The sequence below is a fragment of the uncultured Arthrobacter sp. genome (genome assembly GCF_947495145.1).
Lineage (GTDB): Bacteria > Actinomycetota > Actinomycetes > Actinomycetales > Micrococcaceae > Arthrobacter_D.
Genome location: NZ_CANLXP010000002.1, coordinates 238581 through 255962, shown reverse-complemented (window position 1 = coordinate 255962; position 17382 = coordinate 238581). Strand labels below are relative to the sequence as shown.

Annotated in this window: 15 protein-coding genes; 2 read left to right on the top strand and 13 right to left on the bottom strand. The window is 63.6% G+C overall.

Annotation, left to right across the window (positions count from 1 at the left end):
* Window positions 1-150: 150 nt before the first annotated feature.
* The 8 genes from Q0877_RS02610 to Q0877_RS02575 form a co-directional block, all read right to left on the bottom strand.
* On the bottom strand, window positions 151-1401 hold the full coding sequence (locus Q0877_RS02610; RefSeq protein WP_299165538.1) for an MFS transporter: 1251 nt from the start codon (window positions 1399-1401) through the stop codon (window positions 151-153).
* 92 nt (window positions 1402-1493) lie between these two features.
* Window positions 1494-2837 carry a Na+/H+ antiporter NhaA gene (gene nhaA, locus Q0877_RS02605; protein ID WP_299165536.1) on the bottom strand — a complete coding sequence of 448 codons (1344 nt, stop codon included), beginning with the start codon at window positions 2835-2837 and terminating at the stop codon, window positions 1494-1496.
* Between the two features lie 288 nt (window positions 2838-3125).
* On the bottom strand, window positions 3126-4934 hold the full coding sequence (locus Q0877_RS02600) for an amino acid transporter (protein WP_299165587.1): 1809 nt from the start codon (window positions 4932-4934) through the stop codon (window positions 3126-3128).
* Window positions 4935-5141: 207 nt separating this feature from the next.
* Window positions 5142-5816: a response regulator gene (locus tag Q0877_RS02595; RefSeq protein WP_299165586.1), complete on the bottom strand. Its 675-nt coding sequence runs from the start codon at window positions 5814-5816 to the stop codon at window positions 5142-5144.
* 2 nt (window positions 5817-5818) lie between these two features.
* Complete coding sequence (locus Q0877_RS02590) at window positions 5819-7294, bottom strand: DUF4118 domain-containing protein (RefSeq protein ID WP_299165534.1); 1476 nt, start codon at window positions 7292-7294, stop codon at window positions 5819-5821.
* Window positions 7295-7303: 9 nt separating this feature from the next.
* The gene (locus tag Q0877_RS02585) at window positions 7304-7525 is read right to left on the bottom strand and encodes an SCO4848 family membrane protein (protein ID WP_299165533.1); all 222 of its coding nucleotides are present in this window, start codon (window positions 7523-7525) and stop codon (window positions 7304-7306) included.
* On the bottom strand, window positions 7525-8022 hold the full coding sequence (locus Q0877_RS02580) for a DUF2505 domain-containing protein (protein ID WP_299165532.1): 498 nt from the start codon (window positions 8020-8022) through the stop codon (window positions 7525-7527). Before Q0877_RS02580 ends, Q0877_RS02585 begins: the two co-directional genes overlap by 1 nt.
* 39 nt (window positions 8023-8061) lie before the next feature.
* The gene (locus Q0877_RS02575; protein WP_299165530.1) at window positions 8062-8919 is read right to left on the bottom strand and encodes a hypothetical protein; all 858 of its coding nucleotides are present in this window, start codon (window positions 8917-8919) and stop codon (window positions 8062-8064) included.
* Window positions 8920-9081: 162 nt separating this feature from the next.
* Between Q0877_RS02575 and mfd the strand changes: the two genes are divergently transcribed.
* Window positions 9082-12696 carry a transcription-repair coupling factor gene (gene mfd / locus Q0877_RS02570; protein ID WP_299165529.1) on the top strand — a complete coding sequence of 1205 codons (3615 nt, stop codon included), beginning with the start codon at window positions 9082-9084 and terminating at the stop codon, window positions 12694-12696.
* Between the two features lie 126 nt (window positions 12697-12822).
* On the opposite strand, the gene Q0877_RS02565 is transcribed toward mfd, so the two are convergent.
* From Q0877_RS02565 to Q0877_RS02545, 5 genes are all read right to left on the bottom strand, one after another.
* On the bottom strand, window positions 12823-13269 hold the full coding sequence (locus Q0877_RS02565; RefSeq protein WP_299165528.1) for a hypothetical protein: 447 nt from the start codon (window positions 13267-13269) through the stop codon (window positions 12823-12825).
* Window positions 13266-13970 carry a hypothetical protein gene (locus Q0877_RS02560; protein WP_299165526.1) on the bottom strand — a complete coding sequence of 235 codons (705 nt, stop codon included), beginning with the start codon at window positions 13968-13970 and terminating at the stop codon, window positions 13266-13268. Before Q0877_RS02560 ends, Q0877_RS02565 begins: the two co-directional genes overlap by 4 nt.
* A gap of 50 nt (window positions 13971-14020) precedes the next feature.
* A complete protein-coding gene (locus Q0877_RS02555) occupies window positions 14021-14623 on the bottom strand; it encodes a signal peptidase I (RefSeq protein WP_299165525.1) in 603 nt (200 codons plus the stop codon).
* Window positions 14620-15213: a hypothetical protein gene (locus Q0877_RS02550; protein ID WP_299165524.1), complete on the bottom strand. Its 594-nt coding sequence runs from the start codon at window positions 15211-15213 to the stop codon at window positions 14620-14622. The genes Q0877_RS02555 and Q0877_RS02550 overlap by 4 nt, the downstream gene beginning before the upstream one ends.
* 78 nt (window positions 15214-15291) lie before the next feature.
* Window positions 15292-15852, bottom strand: a complete 561-nt coding sequence (locus Q0877_RS02545; RefSeq protein WP_299165523.1) for an alternate-type signal peptide domain-containing protein — start codon at window positions 15850-15852, stop codon at window positions 15292-15294.
* A gap of 506 nt (window positions 15853-16358) precedes the next feature.
* Between Q0877_RS02545 and deoC the strand changes: the two genes are divergently transcribed.
* On the top strand, window positions 16359-17375 hold the full coding sequence (gene deoC / locus Q0877_RS02540) for a deoxyribose-phosphate aldolase (protein WP_299165522.1): 1017 nt from the start codon (window positions 16359-16361) through the stop codon (window positions 17373-17375).
* The last annotated feature ends 7 nt before the right edge of the window (window positions 17376-17382 follow it).

Below are 17382 nucleotides of genomic sequence, written 5' to 3'. Positions count from 1 at the left end.
TTCGCCCGACGGCCCAAAAAATAGGCTGCGGCTGCCGCGATGATGAGTGCGAGGGCTGCCATACCGATGATCATGCCGCGGTCTCCAGACGGGGACGGTCGGGATCATTGCCGAGATGCAGGCTCGGTTCCCGCTGCAGTGGAATCTCACTCATCGGTCTTTCTCACTTACCGTGGCCGGCCACTCGCCGTCGGCTCCCTGCATGGCCTGCCGGCGTGGCCATAACCGGTACGCGGCCAGTGTGCTCAGTGTAGCGAGGACGGCCAGAACGACGGCGGCTGCCGTCTGGCCGGCCGCTGCACCTACCCACCCTGCGACCGGATAGCCGATGATGAAGCACGCATGTGACAACGAGAATTGGGCAGTGAAGAGGTAGGAGCGTGTCTCATCCGTGGCCGCCCTGCGCAGCAGGCGCGCGGAGGGCGTATTGATCATTGATGTTCCCGCGCCCAGCAGCACCCACACAGTCAGCAGGAACAGCCACGACGGTTCGACAGCTGCGACGATTGCTGCTGCTGCCACGCCCGCAGTGACGACCATGGCGCCGACCATCATCATCGAGCGGTCGCTGATCCGGTCCAGTAGCGCCGGAGCTGACAGCGCGACGACCATGGAGCCTGCACCGTAGCAGGCCAGAGCCACCGCTACCTCTGAATTGGATCCGCCAAACAGGTCCCGTACATAGACAACCGTGTTGACCAGCACCAGTGCGGTACCGCAGGCAACAACCAGGTTCAGCGCCATCAATCCACGCAGGGATGGTTCCCGCAGGAATATGCGTGTTCCGAGGGTGGTGCGGTGAAGCAGGGATCCGGTGGGCTTTGTCAGGGAGACTCCGGGCAGGCGGGTTGTCACGACCATCAGCGCGGAAAGCAGGAAACCTGCCACCGTGCCGATGAACAGGTTGGAGTAGGACATCACCGTCAGCAGAGCCGCAGCCAGCACCGGGCTGAGGAGCGACTCCAGATCATAAGCAAGCCGGGAGAGCGACAATGCCCGGGTGTAATCCTTCTCCTTCGGCAGGACGACCGGAATCAACGCCTGAAACGCCGGCGTGAATGTGGCCGACGCCGCCTGCAGAACGAAGACCAGAACGTAGATCTGCCACACCTGGTCAATGAACGGCAACATGACGGCGACGCCGGCACGCACCAGATCGGCGACCACCAGGACGGCTTTGCGAGGAAGCCTCTCAACGAGCGCGGCCATGACCGGCGCCACGAAGACATACGCGAGCATCTTGATGGTCAAGGCGGTACCCAGCACGGCACCCGCCTGCCCGCCCGCGAGGTCGAACGCCAACAAGCCCAAAGCCACGGTGAGCAGCCCAGTACCCAGCAGGGCAACTACCTGAGCGGTGAACAACTTTCGATATGCGCCAACGCGCAGAACCTCAATCACACCTCAAATACTACCAACATGTGCGCATGCGTGCACGCATATGTCACTCTCGTCAGCAATGAGACCAGCAGATTATGTCCGGAATCGCGACCTTAGCGGCGGTTCTCGTCCTCGAAAAGATCGGGGACGCCGTCGTCGTCGGCGTCCACCTTCTCCGCCTCCACCACGCGGCGGTAGTGCTTATTGCGGGAGCGCAGGATCACCGTTGCCAGCAGCGCGGCGGTGAGCGATGCGGTGAGGATAGCCACCTTGGCGTTGTCATTGTGGTCGGTGCCCTGCATGAAGCTGAGGTCGTTGACCAGCAGGGACACGGTGAAACCAACTCCTGCCAGGACGCCGACGCCCAGGAGGTCGATCCACTTCAGGTCCGGATCAAGGCTGGCCCGGGTGGTCTTGGTGATGCCCCAGGTGGTGAGCATGATCCCGATCGGCTTGCCGACCACCAGGCCCAGGATGATTCCGATGGTGACCGGATCTCCCAGCGCGTTTACGAACCCGTCGACGCCGCCAATCGCCACGCCGGCGGAGAAGAACGCAAAGAGCGGCACGGCAATGCCGGCGGAGAGCGGGCGGAACCGGTGCTCGAAGATCTCCGCGAGGCCGGGCTTGTTCCCGCGCGGAGCCAGGAGCACACCGTCGCGGTCCTTCCGCAGCACCGGAACCATGAAGCCGAGCAGCACGCCGGCCACCGTAGCGTGCACACCGGAGGCATGCATCAGCGCCCAGGCGACGATGCCGATGGGCAGCAGGATGAGCCAGGGTGCTGGAGTGCTCCGTCCGAAAAACTTCGGGTTCTTCTGGGCGAGGAAGGCGAAGAGTGCCAGCGGGACCAGCGTCAGCAGAAGGAAGGAAAACTTCACGTCTTCCGTGTAGAAGAACGCGATGATCGCGATGGCAATGAGGTCATCCACCACAGCGAGCGTCAGCAGGAAGATGCGCAGGGCGCTGGGTAAATGTGATCCGATGACGGCAAGGACGGCCACCGCAAACGCGATGTCCGTAGCAGTGGGGATGGCCCAGCCGCGTAAGGTTTCCGGGGATGCGAGGTTGACCGCTACGTAGATCAGCGCGGGAACAACCACGCCGCCCGCAGCTGCGGCCACCGGGACAATGGCGCGTGCGGGACTTCGCAGGTCACCGGCCACGAACTCGCGCTTGAGCTCAAGGCCTACCAGGAAGAAGAAAATCGCCAGCAGGCCATCCGCTGCCCAGTCTCCCACCGAGAGCTTCAGGTGCCAGGGCTCGTAGCCGAACTCGAAGTCCCGGAGGGCGAAGTAGCTCTCGGAGAACGGTGAGTTTGCCCAGATGAGCGCCAGCGCTGCCGCGATAATCAGCAGAATGCCGCCGACGGTTTCCTTCCGGAGTATTTCGCCGATCCGGAGATGCTCGGGGTAGCTGGACCGTCCGAGGACGTTGCGGGGTTGTTGACTCGACATGAGCGGCTCCTTCAGTGGGCAGGAAGAAATTACTGCCGACCAGACTTCCCGGCGCACCTTCCTAAGACCCTAGCAGGGGAGCCCGGCCACCGGTCTTTCAGTCCGGGCCGTCGAGCACGTAGGCGATTTTCGAGGGGTCGGGCGGACTTGAGCTTGAGCGATACTTCGTTCCAGCCGTGACAGTTTTCCCGAAGGCTCACACTATGTGGCGCATCACCGGTAACTGCCCGGTCTCAACAGATTCTTTACGGCCGGATCCTGTGCGGCCCGAGGGGCTGAATGCCCGCGTCAGCCGACGTGCACCCAGGGCCGTTGGGTGACGTCCGGTTCGGCTTCGCGGAGGACTTCCCTGGTGACCGGTGCGATTTCGCCTTCTCCGGTGACGAGGAATTTGAAGAGGTTGACCAGCGGGTCACCCTCGGTCCAGCGGAAGTAGACGTGGGGCATTAGTCCGGTGATGTCCCGGATGTGAAGCATGACCGCTGCGATGGTGTTGGGCACGTTCGAGCTATGGACCTCAAGGATCCGGAAGCCGTGGCGGGTAACACCACGCACGAGCAGATGCGTTTCGAAATCCGAGGAGTCATCCACGATCACCTCGATGAACAGCGGCTTGTCCGCAGGGGTCAGGTGGCTGACGCTGCAGGCGTGCTGGAGTTTTCGGCGGTATGCTGCTGCGCTCAGCCGCTCGGGCTCATGTGCAATCAGCACAATCGCTCCGGCGTCCTTCGCGGCGACGAAGCCCAGGGCTTCTCCGTCGAGCGTGATGGAGGTCGCCCGCAGTTCGAACGCACGCCGCGCTCTCGATATGAAGGACACCAGGATGATGCCGAGGATGAACAGAGCAGCGATGCCTGCGCCGTCTGGCCGGTCCCAGATGTTGGCGAGCGTGGTCCAGATCAGAATCAACGAGATGATGCTGAATCCGAGTGCGGCGGTATTCTGACCGCGCCGGCGGGCCGAGAGCGTGACGGCCACCGCCGCCGATGTGATGAGGACCAGTACGCCCGTCGCGTAGGCACCGCCCTGGGCGCTGACGTCGGCTTTGAAGGCAATGGTCACGGCTGCGGCAACGACAGTGAACACGATCACCATGGGCCGAACGGCGCGAGCCCAAGCGGGTGCCATGCCGTAGCGGGGCAGGTAGCGGGGTACGAGGTTGAGGAGCCCGGTCATAGCGGAAGCGCCCGCGAACCAGAGGATGGCGATAGTGCTGACATCGTAGAGCGTCCCGAAACCCTCCCCGAGGTACTTGTGGGCGAGATAGGCCAGCGCACGGCCGCTGGCTTCGCCGCCCTCCTCGAACTCGGCTGCGGGGATCAGCAGGGTCGTCACGAAACTTGACGCGATCAGGAAACCGCTCATGATCACTGCCGCTGCGGTCAGCAGCTTCTGGGCGCCGATGATCCGTCCTTCCGGCCGCTCCGGTGTGTCCCCGGGTGCTCCCTCGATCTGAGGCATGACAACGACACCGGTCTCAAATCCTGAGAGCCCGAGCGCGAGTCGTGGGAAGACCAGCAGCGCGACGCCGACCATCGCCAGCGGATTGCTGTGCTGGGTTGTCAGCACGGTCCACCAGTCAGTGATCGGTTGCGGGTCGGCGAAGATTTCCGCGGCGGCTACCAGCACCACGACAAGGTTCAGGGCGAGGAAAACCGCCACGAGGGCGACAGCGATGCCGATGGCCTCCCGGAAGCCCCGAAAGAAGACGACGGCGAGGAGCAGCAGGAATACGAGGGTGACGATGACTTCCTGGCCGTGTAGCCAGGACGGCGCGAAGGGGTTTTCGATGAGATGGGCGCTGGCGTCCGCAGCGGAGAGCGTCATGGTGATGGTGAAGCTGGTCGCGGCGAAGCCCAGGAGAACGAGAACGAAGACTTTACCCTTCCATTTCGGCAGGAGCTTTTCGAGCATCGCGATGGAACCTTCACCGTGGGGGCTTTCCCGCGCGACCCGCTTGTAGATCGGGAGCGCACCGAAGAGGGTGACAGCGACGAGGATCAGGGTGGCTATAGGAGCGAGTGCCCCCGCCGCGGCAGCAGCGATGGCCGGTTGGTATCCGAGGGTCGAGAAGTAGTCGACGCCGGTCAGGCACATCACCTTCCACCACGGCCGCACGGTGGAACTCCTGCCGGGCTTGATGGGGCGCTTGCGCTTGCGCTGGTTCTCGTCGTCCAGCAACCAATGCCCGAGCCGGCGGGCACGGCGGGAATGTACGAGATGATCTACGGTTGCACTCACGAGCTCAACGTACGCCCGGTCTTGGTGCAGGGTCCCGGTTCTTTATGCTTCCTTTACGCCTGTTCAGGGTTCGAACCGGTATCCCATTCCGCTTTCGGTGATGAAGTAGCGGGGTTGGGTCGGATCCGGTTCGAGCTTGCGCCTGAGCTGGTTCAGGTACACCCGCAGGTACTGCGCTTCGCGGGCGTACGCGGGTCCCCACACGTCCAGCAATAGCTTCTGCTGACCGACCAGCCGGCCCGGATTGCGGACGAGCAACTCCAGGATCTTCCATTCTGTGGGTGTCAGGCGGACCGGTTCGCCGTGGCGCTCAGCTTTTCTAAGCGCGATGTCCAATCGGAAATCCTTTGTGGTGACCACGGGCGTCTCCGGCGCTGCGACGAATCGTCGTTCAGCGGCCCGGAGGCGCGCGAGCAGCTCCTCGAGGCCGAAGGGTTTGGTTACATAGTCATCGGCGCCGGCATCCAGGGCTTCAACTTTGTCTTCTGCGCCGTGGCGTGCGGAGAGAATGATGATTGGAACCTGGGTCCAGCTGCGCAGGCCGGTGATAACGTGCACGCCGTCCATATCCGGAAGCCCGAGGTCAAGAACGACCAGATCCGGGCGATGCTCGGATGCAGCCGCAAGCGCCGCTGCGCCGTTGGTGGCCGTCACTGGGCGGTAACCATGGGTACGCAGGTTGATTTGAAGAGCCCGCAGCAGTTGTGGTTCGTCATCAACGATCAGCACCGTAATCATGGTCATACTCCAGTTGACAGTGGGAGCCGTATCACCATGGTGAGTCCGCCGCCGGGTGCGGGTTCGGCAATAAGTTGTCCACCCATCACCTCTGTGAATCCGCGCGCTACGGCCAGGCCCAGTCCCACTCCGGTGCCCCGCCCGGCATCATCGAGGCGTTGGAACGGCTGGAACATGCGCTCGGTCCCGTCCCGGTCGACTCCGCTTCCATGGTCACGGATGCGGAGTTCGCTGGCGGGGAAGTCTTCGATTGTGCCGGAGACTGTCGCGGTGAGCAGGATATCGGACCCGCCCGCATATTTGTGTGCGTTCTCAACGATATTGGCGACGACGCGTTCGAGCATCCCGAAGTCTGCCTGTACGGCGGGAGTGTTCGGAGACAACAGGATCCTCACATTCCCGGACGGTATGCCCTGCAGCGCTGCGGCTATCACATCAGCCCAGTGCACGGGGCCCAGGTGTGCGGTCACGGCGTCCCCGGTCAGTCTAGACATATCGAGCAGGTTATCGATGAGTGAGGCAAGCCGGTCGGATGAAGTTTCGATGGTGCCGAGCAGCTCGGCTTCGTCTTCCTGAGTGAAGGTGATGCCCTGCTGGCGCAGACTGGTTACTGCCAGTTTGATGCCGGCCAGGGGGGTGCGCAGGTCGTGGGAAACTGCCCGGAGGATCGCGGTACGCATGACATTTCCCTCGGCCAACCGGCGGTTCTCCTCGGTGCTGGCAACCAGTTCCAGCCGTTGCCGGAGTGCCGCCAACTGGGATCCGAAAGCATCCAGAAGCCTTTGTTCTCGTGAGCTCAATGGCCGCCCGTGCAACACCAGCAACAGACCGCTCGGTACATGTGTACTGGCATCACCGTCCCTCGGTGTCCCAATCCCCGGTGGATCGCCGTCGGCAGCTGAAATGGCGGCAAGCTTGCCATCCGAAGCAAGCAAGTCCCACTTCGGTGGCCCGGCGGTGCGGCCCGGGTCGTCTGCAGCACCGCGGGCGTACAGTGCGACTCCGGCCATCCCGAAGTGGGTGCGCACGTGGTGAAGGAAACCCTGCATCGTGTCCTCCGCTGCCAGCACGCCACGCGCAAGTTCGCCAAGGGTTGCGGCATCAGCGGATGCATTTGCGGCTTCCCGGGACCGCCGGGCAGCGAGTCCGACCACCAGAGACACAGACACAGCCACAGCCACAAAAATGAGGAGGGTGAGCAGGTTCTCGGCGTCGGCGATCTCCAAGGACCCAAACGGTTCCGTCGAGTAGTAATTGAGGATGAGGCTGCTCCACAGCGCACCGAGCAACGCGGGCCACAAGCCGCCCACCAATGCAACGGCGACCACGCCGGCGAGCTGGAGGAGGACGTCGACGGCGAGAAAATCTGTCCCTGCCGCGAACATCGCCCACTCAAGGAGCGGGGGAAGCACGAGCGCCAGAATGAACCCTATGACGGTGCGCGTAAGGCCTATTTCCGGTGCCGCTAATCGTGCCATGCGAGTTACTCAAGCGGCCAGCGTGCGGATCCCGATCACCAGGGTTGCGGCGCCCAGGATCATGGACGTGGTCACGAGCATGAAATGAACCTTCAGGAACCGGGTGGGAGCGCCGTTCTCATCCTTGGCCCGGGGGTCCTTGAACACCCGGCGCAGGAACGGCGGCCACACGATGAGCGTCCAGAGTCCGGCAACCACCAGGACGATCGATAGGGCCAGGGGCAGCTCCATCAGCGGTTTTCCAGCCAGCTCTTGGCCTGGGCGGCCTGAACGTTCAGGGCCTTGCCGATGAACGGCTCGGCGGCGTCGGCGATCTTGGCGCCCATGAACGGAATGGAGGAGGTGACCTTCCCCTCGAGGTCCACGCGGGTGGAGGTGCCCTCGGCAACCAGGCGCTGAACGGCGTCGACCGTTACCGGCGCGCCGGAGACTTTCATGGTCACCTTCGCTTCACGGGAGCCGTCGGCGAGAGGTGCGGCCCAGTCCTCGGTCTGCGTCACCGTGATGCTGTCGCCGACGAACTTGCGGGCGAACTCCGGCAGGCGCGTGGTGGGCAGGGTGCGCACAGCGGTGAGGGTGAAGGCGGCGGAGGTGTCGCCGTCGACGTTCAGGGACTTCAGTTCCCCTCCGACGTGCTCACTGATGTGCTTGAGAAACGCTTCATCGGTGAAGACATCAGTTACCGATGCAACGTCATGGGGCAGGGTGGTTGAGGCGCTGAGTGCCACTAATCCTCCGGGGTTGGTTCGTTGTGGTTCCCGTACATCCTATGTGAGCTTCGTAGCGAGGTAGTCGGTGGCCCACTCTTCAAGGCGGGTCGCGGTCCAGGTGGGCGTGGCGACGAGGAGGACCTCGCGGTCTTCGCGGATGACGTCGGTGATGCCGTCCTGACCCTTGAGGTCCTTTGCGAGTGCGTCCACGGTGTGTGAGTGTTTGTGGGCGATGTCTTCCCGGACAGACACCTCAAGTTCGCGTCCCCGGCGCGGATCATCCCCGAGGTCCTCGACCTCGACCAGCGGTTCTTCGTTGGCTGAGGGCTGGTCGCTGCCTTCAGCGCCCCGGCCCAGGTCGTCAATGACAGCGCCCGCGTACTGGGCGATTCGATTCTCCGGGGACTCGCGCATACCGAGAAGGACAGCGCGGGCGTCTCCGGCCGGCACCGAGGGCAGGAAGATGTGGCTGTCGGTGTTCTCGCTGACCAGCACCGGGTGATTGTTGAAGGCGTAACGCTTGACCCGGTGGCGGGCGGTGTCCCACCGGGCCGAAGGCGCACCGTGCTGCACCACGGCCGCGAGGTAGGAGACCAAGCCGTCCAGGAGGTGCAGGGACTCAAGGGACAGAACCTGCTCGTCCTCCTCGGTGTACCGCTCCCAGGACGGCCACTCTTCCCGCGGCACCGACGCCGGGGCGGTCACGCCGGGTGCCTCGGGGCCAGTCAGCCGCGGGAGGATCCACTGCCACAGGGGTACGAGACTCTCAACCGTGCCGTCGAGCAACACGTCGGGGTTCTGGCCGTCGGTCTGGATGGACGTTCGAAGCCGGTCCAGGGCCGGTTCGCGCTCGTCCAGGAACTCCTGAAGGGCAGCGGCGGCCTGTTTCCTGGTTTGGTTCAGGTAATGAGTCACAAAGCCAACGTTAGGCCAGGGATTAGCTGGCCCTCCGTTAGGGCGCCTGTCCCCGCTGGGCGGTAGTGTTAACGCCGACTCCCGGGATTCTTCGCGAATTCCCGGGTATTCGTGTTGTCTTTTCGTGCTCGGTTTCAGCTTAAGTAACCCTGAAGGAACGCCATGGCCCCCTCCGGACCCACCCTCAACGGTCTCCGCGCTGCCCTGCAGGAGGACGCCTCCTTCGCGCGGGTGCGCAGCAACGCCTCACGCCCGATTGCCGACCGCAGCACCGACCTCGAGATCGGCGCCCCCACCGGACTGCGTGCCGCGCTGCTGGCGGAGATGGTGGACGGACTCGCTGAGGCAACCGACGACGACGGCGGCGCGCCAGTGGTCGTCGCCGTCACCGCCACTGGGCGGGAGGCGGAGGACCTGGCCGCGGCGCTGCGAAGCTACCTGCCGGCGTCGGGCATTGAAGAATTTCCGAGCTGGGAGACGCTGCCGCACGAGCGGCTCTCACCGCGCTCCGACACGGTAGGCCGGCGCCTGTCGGTCCTGCGGCGGCTGGCCCACCCGGGTGCCGAGCCGATCCGGGTGATCACGGCGCCGATCCGCGCCGTCGTGCAGCCGCTGGTTGCCGGGCTGGGGGACCTCGAGCCTGTGGCGCTGAAGGTGGGGCAGGAGCGCGGGTTCGACGAGGTTGTCCGCGCGCTCGCCGACGCCGCCTACGCACGGGTAGACATGGTCACTCATCGCGGCGAGTTCGCGGTGCGTGGCGGAATCATCGACGTCTTCCCACCCACCGAGGACCACCCTATCCGCGTTGAGTTCTTCGGTGACGAGGTGGACCAGATGCGCTGGTTTGCCGTCGCTGACCAGCGTTCGCTGCCCACCGATGGTGACCGCGGCGCCCCCACGGAGTTGTACGCGCCGCCGTGCCGCGAACTGCTGATCACGCCGCCTGTGATGTCCCGTGCCGCCCATCTGAAGGACCAACTACCGGCCGCGGCGGGGATGCTGGAGAAGATTGCCGGCGGGATCGCTGTCGAGGGGATGGAGTCGCTCGCGCCGGTGCTGGTAGACGCGATGGTTCCGTTTGTCGGTGAGTTGCCGGCCGGGTCGATTGCCGTCGTCGTCGAGCCGGAAAAAGTGCGTGCCCGCGCCCACGACCTTGAGGCGACCAACGAGGAGTTCCTCCAGGCAGCGTGGGCAACAGCATCCGACGGCGGAGCGGCGCCCGTTGATCTGAGCGGTCAGTTGGGTGCGGACCTGGAGGCGGCGAGCTTCCGGTCGCTGGTGGATACACGGTCTGCGGCGCTTTCGAATGATGTTGCGTGGTGGGTGGTGACGTCCTTCGGGTCCGACGAGCTGCTGACCGACGTCGACAGTTTCACCGTCGCGGCGCGTGAACCGCGCGGATATCAGGGCGACGTCGCCGAGATGATGGAGTTCCTCGGCGGGCGGGTGCGCGACCAGTGGCGGGTGGTCGTCGCGACCGAGGGGCCGGGGCCGGCCCAGCGCCTCGCTGAACTGTTCCACGATGCCGACATTCCGGCGTCGCGCGTTGAATCGCTTGACCGTTCGCCGCAGCCGGGAATTATCGAGATCACGACCTCGTCGGCCGGCCGCGGTTTTGTGCTCGACGGGCTCAAGCTGGGGCTGCTGACCGAAGCGGATCTGCTGGGCCGCACCACTGCCGCCGGTACCCGCGACATGCGGAAGATGCCCTCGAAGCGGCGCAACGCCGTCGACCCTTTGCAGCTGCGTGAGGGCGACTTTGTGGTGCACGAGCAGCACGGTGTGGCGCGGTTTGTGGAGCTGATTCAGCGGTCCACGGGGGCGGGGCCGACCAAGACGATCCGCGAGTATCTGGTGCTGGAGTATGCGCCGTCCAAGCGCGGGGCGCCGGGTGACCGGCTGTTTGTGCCGACGGACCAGCTGGACCAGGTGACCCGGTACGTGGGCGGGGATACGCCGGCGCTGTCGAAGATGGGCGGCTCCGACTGGGCGAAGACCAAGAGCCAGGCGCGCAAGGCAGTCAAGGAGATTGCCGGTGAGCTGATCCGGCTGTACTCGGCGCGGATGGCGTCGCGCGGACATGCGTTTGCGCCGGATACGCCGTGGCAGCGCGAGCTGGAGGAGGCCTTCCCGTACATCGAGACTCCGGACCAGCTCACCACGATCAACGAGGTCAAGGCCGACATGGAGCGGGAAATCCCGATGGACCGGCTCGTCTCCGGCGACGTCGGCTACGGCAAGACCGAAATCGCGGTGCGGGCAGCGTTCAAGGCTGTGCAGGACGGGAAGCAGGTGGCCGTGCTGGTGCCGACCACGCTCCTGGTGCAGCAGCACTTCGAGACGTTTTCCGAGCGGTTCTCCGGGTTTCCGGTGCGGATTCGGGCGCTGTCGCGGTTCCAGACGTCCAAGGAGTCCAAGGAAACGGTGGAGGGGCTGAAGAACGGTTCGGTCGACGTCGTAATCGGCACGCACCGGTTGCTCTCCACCGAGGTGCAGTTTCGCGATTTGGGGCTCGTGATCGTGGACGAGGAGCAGCGGTTCGGCGTTGAGCACAAGGAAGCGCTGAAGAAGATGCGCACCAACGTGGACGTGCTGGCGATGAGTGCCACGCCGATTCCGCGAACGCTTGAGATGTCGCTGACCGGGATTCGCGAGACGTCTACGCTGGCGACGCCGCCGGAGGAGCGGCACCCTGTGCTGACGTACGTGGGCCCGTACACGGACAAGCAGACGTCGGCGGCGATCCGGCGTGAGCTGATGCGCGAGGGGCAGGTGTTCTTCGTGCACAACCGGGTGTCCTCGATCGACCGGACCGCATCACATCTGCAGCAGCTGATTCCGGAGGCGCGAGTCGCCGTCGCGCATGGGCAGATGAGCGAGTCGCGGCTGGAGCAGATCATCGTGGACTTCTGGGAGAAGAAGTTCGACGTGCTGGTGTGTACGACGATCATCGAGACCGGGCTGGACATTTCGAACGCGAACACGCTGATTGTGGACCGGGCGGACAACTACGGGCTGTCGCAGCTGCACCAGCTGCGCGGACGTGTTGGGCGCGGGCGGGAGCGGGCGTACGCGTACTTCCTGTACCCGTCGGAGAAGCCGTTGGGTGAGGTGGCGCTGGAGCGGTTGAAGGCGGTGGCGTCGCATAACGAGCTCGGTGCGGGTATGCAGCTGGCACTGAAGGACCTCGAGATCCGTGGTGCGGGCAACCTGCTGGGTGGGGAGCAGTCCGGGCATATCGCCGGGGTGGGCTTCGACCTGTATATCCGGCTGGTCGGTGAGGCGGTGGCGAACTTCCGTGGCGAGGCTGAGGAAAAGGCCGCCGAGATGAAAATCGAGCTGCCGGTGAACGCGCATCTGCCGCACGATTATGTGCCGGGGGAGCGGCTGCGGTTGGAGGCCTACCGGAAGCTAGCGTCGTGCCTGACCGACGCCGCGATTGACGAGGTGGTCGAGGAGCTCAAGGACCGCTACGGTGACCTGCCGGCGCCGGTGGTCAACCTCGTCGCAGTGGCGCGGCTCCGTGTACGGGCGCGTTCGGTGGGGCTGACGGACGTGGCGCTGCAGGGGAACTTTATCAAGTTCGCGCCGGCCAACCTGCCCGAGTCGAAGGAGATGCGCCTGAAGCGGATGTACCCGGGTTCGTCGGTGAAGCCTGCGATGAACGCGGCGTTGATTCCGAAGCCGAAGACTGCTGCCTTTGGGGGTCGCGATTTGGCTGACGCCGCGATCCTCGAGTGGGCGCAGGGCGTGGTGGATGCGGTGTTCGCGGCGTAGGGGTGGTTTCGGGGCGCTATTTTCCCCACCTTCGGGATGGGCGTGCGGCGTATCTGCGGGGAGGCGCCGCAGTCGTTGGGGTTTCGCGGAGAGAATGGGGATGCGTTTCTAGCGTCGAAGCGCTCCCTAGCACCTCAACGGTGCATTGTTGCCGGCGATGACACGGATGTCCATCGAGATCGCCACCGGACTGCTGTAGCCGCTGTAGAACGCGACAACGCCGAGGGTTAATATGTCGCCTGCGACAGCGCCGAAAAATTCAGAATTCAGTTCAAGAGAATTGGTGGATATAGTGCTGTCTTTACCCACTCGGTCGCCGTTCTTATAAACGGTGACAACATAATGCGAGACGTCGAAATTCGGTGGTTTTTCCCAACTTACCCTTGCTTTACCCGAGTTGCCGGTGTAGTCACAGGGTCCGAAATTCACTGGGGGCAACTTGCTAGATGCCACCTGCATGGTGAGATTTGAGCTCTGCTGCCACAGGGCCACCGCCTGACCGCCGCCGCCGATGAGCACAGCAACAAGAAAGGCGATCAGAACGAGCCGCCGGTTGACTCTTGGCTTCTTCATTGCTGTTCCTTCCTTTGTTCGCTGGACCGACGTCTTACCAAGGCTACGAGCAGCGCACCCACTCCGATCGCAACTGCTCCGCCGGTGAGCCAGGGGAGCATTGAGGCACCGGTATAGGCGAGGATGCCGTGCGGTGCCTGAGCTCTCGGCTCTTGAACGGGAGTGCCTGCGGCAGGATTATTTGAACCAAACCCGGGGACGACCACGCCGCGAGGGTCGCTACAGGCTCCCGAGGTAGTACCTACGCGTGCATCCTGTAGCAGGAAACTAAGTGCAAAGCCTGCCGACTGCTGCCGAGTCTCATTCGGGGCGTCGATGTCGAACTGCAGATCTAAGGCCAGACGCATGGTTTCCCCAGCCGATACTGGCAGTCCGACCGCGAGATTGCTGCAGGATCCCGACTTCCCGAGGGGTGCCTGTGCACCGGACCAATGCTGAGTAGCCGTCCGCACCTTGAGCTCCTGCTCCAAGGCGGGAGCTACGGTACCGGCTAGGGCTGCAATTGACAGGAGCGCGTCATCGCCGCCGTTGTTGCGGATCCACAGTCGCCGCTCGATCGCGCCGCCGGGAACGATGGGTTCGAGATTCTGCAGGACTGGATCGGACAGCGTCGTTGAGTATGAGACGCCGTCGGTGCTGAACTGCAAAGCTGGCTCCTGCTCGGAAGCCTGCGCCGCTGAGGTCTGCAGCAACGTACTCACGCCCAGAATGGAGATCGCGAATAAGCCCCGCGCGGCAGCGCCACGTCGAATCACGGCTTGCCTCCGGCAGTAACCAAAACGGGCTGATTCTCCTGCTGTTCTTCCTGAGCGGACCCGTGATCCGTAGTCTCCGAGCGACTCTTCCGTTTGCCGAAAGCACCACGGCCGATAGTAAAAATCCCGTAGGCGACGAGGCCGATAGCGGCGAAGTGGATGACGCTGTTGCGGTCACCCTGGCCTGCAGCGTTCGCGACGAAACCGACATAGGGCACCGCGTAGAAAAGTTTCCCCTTCACTTGGACCTCGAGGACTGCAGCAGCATCCTCGACCGAATTGTTGTCACCCTTGGTGATGTAGGTGCGCTCGCCTTGCTGGGTGGCGCTGACGCCTGTGATGCGGTGAGTGACGACCTCGGGCCGGCCCGACTCGAGCTGATAGGTGATGACGTCGCCAATTCCCAGCTCGTCGAACGGGGCCGGCTTGACGACGATGAACGTTCCCGGGGGATAACCCGGCGCCATCGAGTTTGTGAGCACGGTGTAGGTGTAGGAGCCGGTGACCCGCGGAACGGCAATCAGCACCAGTGCTGCCAGGACCGCGAGGGTGAGCGCGGTGAAGCTAACTGCCTTGCCTGCTCCCTTCAGGACCTTCATGGCGTCCTGCCGATCTGCGTTGCGAGCAACGTCCCCTCGACGGAAGCGGTTTCGCCCAGCATGTCGGAACCAGTATTGGCCTTCAGCCCGATTTTGAAACAGATCACCGCAGCTTCCTCCTTACCGATCTCGATGCTCGGCAGTTGCTCCCGGGCACCGTATGCAGCGACCGAACAGGTCTCGAGGCTTCCGGCGGTGGCATAGTCGACTGTTAGGTGCTTAGCGAGGACGGATTTGCTCGTGAATGGCTCGGACAACGTGATCCCAAGGTTGAAGTCAGAGCCAGCGTTTGTCTTGTTGGTGACCTGTACCCCCGCTGTCACGCTTCCGCCGGGATACAGCTTCCCCAGTTCAGCACCGTAACCGATCAGCTCGACGGTGGCAGGCGATCCGTCCGCTAGAACCATCTCCTGCTCTGTGACTAGTGGTGATCCGATTAGCTTGACCGAGAAGTTCGCTGCTTGAATTGTGCCTACATTGGATGGAACGAAAACGCTCCAAACCGCGTGAGCAGCCGGTGCGACCATTAGGCCAAGCACGACGGCGACAGCAAGCACCATTCCGGTTCTTATCGCTGTCGCCGTACGCATCGAGGTCATTCTCCTGCTCTGTTGATCAGTTCCGCATTGTTCTCAAAGGAGTAGAGCTATTTGATGAAAATGCCCGCTCTACGAGGTAGGCGCTGCCGAAGCGTCGGTCGGTGCCGGTGCGATCTGTTCCAGCTTGAAAGCCACTGTGTCGAAGTTGTAAGTCGCGTTCCTGCTTAAGCGGCCGCCCGTAGATTCCTTGAACTCGAAAGATGCGGTGGCAACGACATCCGTCACATCATCGGTAAGCGGGTTCTGGATCTCCGCGGTGCCCTTCGTGAGTCGGACTTCAGATACTTCGAACGTGTCCGCGACGAAATCCTTGTTGCTGCCGGAAGGACTCGTCACCGTCAGATTTGCCGCAAGGTTATCGCCATCCAAAGTGACGTCCATCAACTGCGTGTAGGTCAACACGTCACCGGGAACGATCTTGTAGTCCGCAATATTCAGGATCTCTTCCGGCCCGTCCACACCGAGAACCGTCCAGGAGCCAGCCTCAGTCGTCAGATTCAAATCGCCCGCAGTGATTTGGCCGGCTCCAGACTCCCGCTCCACGTTCCAAACAGCCAGAGTTCCCCCGCCGCCGATCAGCAACACGACTCCTGCGGCCGTTGCGATTGCGCCTTTTGCCATCTTGTTCATAATTCTGTTCCTTCCCCAATAATTCTTCCGATGGCATGATCCTGTCGTTGAAACTTCAACTAGGCCCGGCGATGTACATCAAGAAAGCGCGAGCTTTCCTTGGCTACCCATGCACAAGCCCTCGGGTTTCGTTGAGGTAAGCGGCGGAACCTCGCTCGGCGTACCGGTTTCCCCGCGATCTGAGCGAAACTGCGGCGTGTCGGCGGGGAAACGCCGTCGTAGTCGGGTAAGGCGACAAGAAGATGGGCAATTTGGGTCAGCCACAGGCAAGGGACAGACACGCGAGAGGAACCGGAAGCCGGCCGTCCCACCGGTGAGCCAGCGCTGTGGATGAGACGCGCCGCCGTCGTTACCCAGTGGTAAAGTCGTAGCGTCCATGCGGGTCCGACCACCTGTCCCGACGCTATCGATACCCCTCGCCGATTCAGCAGAATCAACGGCCAAACGGGTGCGGCGGGAACCGTTCCGCGCATGGCAGCGAGTAGAAGTATGGAGAACATGTGACCATGGAAACCACGCGCGCCGGAACCACCGTTGCACCGGCGTCGAGGGCCCTGGATGTGATCGGTGGCGACCTCACCGAACGCAGCCTGCGCCGCTACCTCGAAGGCATTCCCGGCGTTGACGCGGTGGGCCTCGAAGCCCGCGCCGCCGCCCTTGGAACGCGCTCGATCAAGACCACTTCCAAGGCTTGGGCGCTTGACACCATCATCCGGCTCACCGACCTCACCACGCTCGAAGGCGCCGATACGCCGGGCAAGGTCAAGTCCCTGGTGGCCAAAGCGATGGTTCCGGACCCTGACGACATGTCCACTCCTCGCGTCGCCGCTGTCTGCGTCTACGGCGACATGGTGCCCCACGCTGTGGAAGCGCTGGGATCAGCGCACGACGACGGCGCCCCCAACCGCATCAACGTCGCCGCCGTGGCAACCGCCTTTCCGAGCGGCCGCGCGTCCCGATCGGTCAAGCTCTCCGACACGTCCGACGCCGTCGCCGCCGGAGCCGACGAGATCGACATGGTCATCGACCGCGGTGCGTTCCTCTCCGGGCGGTACGGGCAGGTTTTTGACGAGATCGTCGCCGTCAAGGAAGCGTGCAAGCGTCCTGACGGCACCTACGCGCACCTGAAGGTCATCCTCGAAACCGGCGAGCTGAACACTTACGACAACGTGCGCCGCGCCTCCTGGCTCGGCATCCTCGCCGGCGGTGACTTCATCAAGACCTCAACCGGCAAGGTCACCCCGGCCGCCACACTGCCCGTGACGCTGTCCATGCTCGAGGTCGTCCGCGACTGGCACCGCCTCACCGGCGAGAAGATCGGTGTGAAGCCCGCTGGCGGAATCCGCGCCTCGAAGGACGCCATCAAATACCTGGTCACGGTCGCCGAAACTGTGGGGGAGGAGTGGCTGCAGCCGGACCTGTTCCGCTTCGGCGCCTCAAGCCTCCTCAACGACGTGCTCCTGCAACGCCAGAAGCTCACCAGCGGCCGCTACTCCGGCCCGGCCTACGTCACGATCGACTAAAGGACCT

Coding starts and splice junctions, on each gene's coding strand:
- nhaA (WP_299165536.1), bottom strand. CDS start 2,837: ATGTCGAGTCAACAACCCCGCAACGTCCTCGGACGGTCCAGCTACCCC.
- Q0877_RS02600 (WP_299165587.1), bottom strand. CDS start 4,934: ATGTGCCTGACCGGCGTCGACTACTTCTCGACCCTCGGATACCAACCG.
- Q0877_RS02595 (WP_299165586.1), bottom strand. CDS start 5,816: ATGATTACGGTGCTGATCGTTGATGACGAACCACAACTGCTGCGGGCT.
- Q0877_RS02590 (WP_299165534.1), bottom strand. CDS start 7,294: ATGGCACGATTAGCGGCACCGGAAATAGGCCTTACGCGCACCGTCATA.
- Q0877_RS02585 (WP_299165533.1), bottom strand. CDS start 7,525: ATGGAGCTGCCCCTGGCCCTATCGATCGTCCTGGTGGTTGCCGGACTC.
- mfd (WP_299165529.1), top strand. CDS start 9,082: ATGGCCCCCTCCGGACCCACCCTCAACGGTCTCCGCGCTGCCCTGCAG.
- Q0877_RS02565 (WP_299165528.1), bottom strand. CDS start 13,269: ATGAAGAAGCCAAGAGTCAACCGGCGGCTCGTTCTGATCGCCTTTCTT.
- Q0877_RS02555 (WP_299165525.1), bottom strand. CDS start 14,623: ATGAAGGTCCTGAAGGGAGCAGGCAAGGCAGTTAGCTTCACCGCGCTC.
- Q0877_RS02550 (WP_299165524.1), bottom strand. CDS start 15,213: ATGCGTACGGCGACAGCGATAAGAACCGGAATGGTGCTTGCTGTCGCC.
- Q0877_RS02545 (WP_299165523.1), bottom strand. CDS start 15,852: ATGAACAAGATGGCAAAAGGCGCAATCGCAACGGCCGCAGGAGTCGTG.
- deoC (WP_299165522.1), top strand. CDS start 16,359: ATGGAAACCACGCGCGCCGGAACCACCGTTGCACCGGCGTCGAGGGCC.